The sequence below is a fragment of the uncultured Barnesiella sp. genome, assembly GCF_946496565.1.
Classification (GTDB): Bacteria; Bacteroidota; Bacteroidia; order Bacteroidales; family Barnesiellaceae; genus Barnesiella; species Barnesiella merdigallinarum.
In genome coordinates this window covers 1-3301 of sequence record NZ_CAMMHD010000034.1, presented here as the reverse complement: position 1 = coordinate 3301, position 3301 = coordinate 1, and the positions used below count along the sequence as shown (strand labels likewise).

At 52.1% G+C, this 3301-nt stretch carries 4 protein-coding genes; all 4 read left to right on the top strand.

The window, feature by feature from the left end:
* The first annotated feature begins 82 nt into the window (after positions 1-82).
* Positions 83-466 (top strand): DUF3127 domain-containing protein, encoded by a 384-nt coding sequence (locus Q1K76_RS11850; protein ID WP_258328012.1) that lies wholly within the window; start codon positions 83-85, stop codon positions 464-466.
* Positions 467-671: 205 nt separating this feature from the next.
* On the top strand, positions 672-947 hold the full coding sequence (locus Q1K76_RS11845) for a putative quinol monooxygenase (RefSeq protein ID WP_087409669.1): 276 nt from the start codon (positions 672-674) through the stop codon (positions 945-947).
* Positions 948-979: 32 nt separating this feature from the next.
* Complete coding sequence (locus Q1K76_RS11840) at positions 980-1876, top strand: phosphodiester glycosidase family protein (RefSeq protein WP_300133653.1); 897 nt, start codon at positions 980-982, stop codon at positions 1874-1876.
* A gap of 152 nt (positions 1877-2028) precedes the next feature.
* Complete coding sequence (gene ald / locus Q1K76_RS11835) at positions 2029-3129, top strand: alanine dehydrogenase (RefSeq protein WP_258328014.1); 1101 nt, start codon at positions 2029-2031, stop codon at positions 3127-3129.
* Positions 3130-3301 lie beyond the last annotated feature (172 nt).

The window sequence follows — 3301 nt, the reverse complement described above, 5'->3', positions numbered from 1 at the left end:
TCAAACTTAAAAACTTCGTTTTTGTTTGCCTCTGCTCTCACCTTTCACTATATTTGTTGCCGAATAATTTGTAACACTCAATATGGAAATCAAAGGAAAAATCATTCACGTGCTGCCGTTGCAGGAGGGTGTATCGAGAGCCGGCAACCCGTGGAAGAAACAAGAGTATGTATTGGAAACCGAGGAGCAATATCCTCGCAAGGTATGTTTCAATCTTTTTGGCGATAAGGTAGATCAATATCCGGCAGCAATCGGCGACGACGTGACGGTCAGCTTCGACCTCGAGAGCCGCGAGTTTAACGGCCGTTGGTACACCGACGTGAGAGCCTGGAAAATAGAGAAGTCGGCTCCCGCAGCTCAAGGCGTACCCGATATGCCGCCCATGCCCAACGATATACCTCCGTTCCCGCCGGCCCCGGCTGCTTCCGACATGCCGGCCTCGTCGACCGACGATCTGCCGTTCTGATGGACCGGAGAATGTCCCCGCTGCGGCGTGGATTGGGAAACGAAGCATAATGAAATTGTACCGGGAGGTCGCAGGGGTATTGATACCCTTGCGACCTCTTTGCTTTATCTACTTTTGTATTTATTGTGCTATTTTCTCTTTTTATTGTGAACGGAAAACTCTATTTTTACTCCCTCGAAAAGAAACCCTATAAACCGTAAAAACGATGATTAGATTAAATGTTTTTGTGAGAGTCGATGAGGCTCGTCGCGCCGAATTTTTGGAGATTGCTAAAAAGTTGACCGAATGCTCACTCAAAGAGGAGGGCTGTGTGGCTTACGATATTTTCGAGAGTGCTACGCGTCACGATGTGTTGATGATTTGTGAAACCTGGAAAGACGATGAGGCTCTGCGTGCCCATGAGCAGACTACTCACTTTGTCACTTATGTGGGGCAGATGCACTCCTTGGGCGAGATGAAGCAAGAGCGATTCAACTTCTGATTCGGTATTCCCGAGTATAATATCGAACAGGAATGAAGTGGAGTAAGTTGTTTCTGGTTGCGGTTGCCTTGATGGCAGTCGCACCTTTCACGTCGTGTGGCGATGATGACAATCACGCCTCGATACCTACCCGCCCCTCGGGCGAAAACGAGGCCGACTCGATAGCTATCGCTCAGATTTCGTGGCAGGAGCGGGAGATTCGGGATGGTGTCGTGAGCAAGACGGCTCAGGTGCAAAAGCTCTTTGACTATCCGCAAACGATAAGCATGTTGGAAATCGACCTGAACAAGGCCAATGTTTCGTTTGTCGTTTCGTATGAGGTCTCGTTGAGCAAGACTACCAGCGACCGGGCCATCGCGGCCAATGCGTTGGCGGCGATAAACGGTACCTTTTTCAATACCTCGACCGGTGTAAGCCGTCACTTCTTGAAGTGTAACGGCACTGTGGTGGCTACCACCGGGACCAACGAGTTTTCGACTCGTGCCACCGGGGCCTTCTGTGCCACGGGCGACCGGGTGGAGATAAAGACGTGGAGCTCGAGCGACGAGGCTTCGCTCGGGGGCGACTATCAGCAGGTAGTCGTGTCGGGGCCGCTGATGATGGACAACGGGCACGATGTGGCCATGTGGGCCAATTCGTTTACAACCGATACACACCCGCGTACCTGCGTGGCAACGACCGACGACAATCGGGTGCTCTTCATCGTCTTCGATGGCCGTCTCGATGGAGCCAAGGGGGTGAACCTCTACGATCTGCGCACCTTTGCTCGGCAGATGGGGGCGACCGATGCTCTCAATCTTGACGGCGGAGGCTCTTCGACCCTCTATATCCAGTCCTATGGCGTGATCAATCACCCTTGCGACAATGGCAAGTACGACCACGAAGGCGAGCGTGCAGTCCCCTCGGTATTGATGGTGAAGACAAACTGAATCCCGTAAATACAGGCATCTCGGCGGGGCGATGGGGGTTAAACCCGAATCGTCCCGCTTTTTTGTGTAAAAAACGGGCTCGGCATGATGGAAAAAAAGAATAAAATTCTTATCTTTCAACCGAAATAATTTAATCTTATAAATCTTAATCTATGATAGTAGGAATCCCCAAAGAAATCAAGAACAACGAGAATCGAGTGGGTATGACTCCCGCCGGAGTGAACGAACTGGTACGGAGAGGTCATACGGTGTATGTGCAGAAAGGCGCAGGCGAAAATAGCGGGTTCCCCGACGAGCAGTACGAGCGTGTGGGTGCCAAGATATTGCCCACCATTGCCGATGTATATGCCGTGGCCGAGATGATAGTCAAGGTCAAGGAGCCCATCGAGCCCGAGTATCCCCTCATTCGCAAAGGGCAGTTGTTGTTTACCTATTTCCATTTTGCATCGGACCGCAAGCTCACCGAGGCTATGATGGCCAGTGGGGCTACCTGTTTGGCCTATGAAACGGTCGAGCTGAAAGACCACAGTCTGCCGCTGCTTATCCCCATGTCCGAGGTGGCCGGCCGTATGGCTACCCAAGAGGGGGCCCGCTTCCTGGAGCGCCCGCAGGGCGGCAAAGGTAAACTGATGGGCGGTGTGCCGGGTGTGAAACCGGCCAAGGTGCTGGTAATCGGTGGTGGTGTGGTAGGTTATGCTGCTGCCTGTGTGGCCGCCGGTATGGGTGCCGATGTTACCATTGCCGACTTGTCGCTGGCCCGGTTGCGCTACATCGATGAGGTTCGCCCCGCCAACATCAAGACCCTCTACTCGTCCGAATTCAATATACGAGCCGAGCTTCCCACGACCGATTTGGTAATCGGGGCTGTGCTTATCCCCGGAGCCAAGGCGCCGCATCTCATCACCCGTGATATGCTGGGATTGATGGAGAAGGGGTCGGTGCTGGTCGATGTCGCAATCGATCAGGGTGGCTGCTTCGAGACTTCGCATCCGACTACACACTCCGAGCCCGTCTACGAAGTCGATGGTATCGTGCACTATTGCGTGGCCAATATTCCGGGAGCCGTTTCGGCCACCTCGACCTTGGCCTTGACCAACGCAACTTTGCCCTATGCCCTCAAGCTGGCCGATAAAGGTTGGGAAAAAGCCTGTGCCGAAGACGAAGCTCTCTGCAAAGGTCTGAATGTAGTCGACGGTAAAATCGTTTATCCTGCCGTAGCCGAAGCTTTCGGGTTGCCGTGTGAGAAGATATAAGCCGATAATTTCACTCGAATACCCTTTGTTCGTTCCTGTTGCTCCGTAGAGTGGCAGGAACGAATTTTTTGCGAAAAAAAGTTTGTTTGTAACGGAGTGAAAATGGGGGAGTTGAGAAAAAGTATGTTTTATAGCATAAAAAAGTCGTCAAAAAATTTGGAGGGAATATATA

Coding starts and splice junctions, on each gene's coding strand:
- Q1K76_RS11850 (WP_258328012.1), top strand. CDS start 83: ATGGAAATCAAAGGAAAAATCATTCACGTGCTGCCGTTGCAGGAGGGT.
- Q1K76_RS11845 (WP_087409669.1), top strand. CDS start 672: ATGATTAGATTAAATGTTTTTGTGAGAGTCGATGAGGCTCGTCGCGCC.
- ald (WP_258328014.1), top strand. CDS start 2,029: ATGATAGTAGGAATCCCCAAAGAAATCAAGAACAACGAGAATCGAGTG.
- Q1K76_RS11840 (WP_300133653.1), top strand. CDS start 980: ATGAAGTGGAGTAAGTTGTTTCTGGTTGCGGTTGCCTTGATGGCAGTC.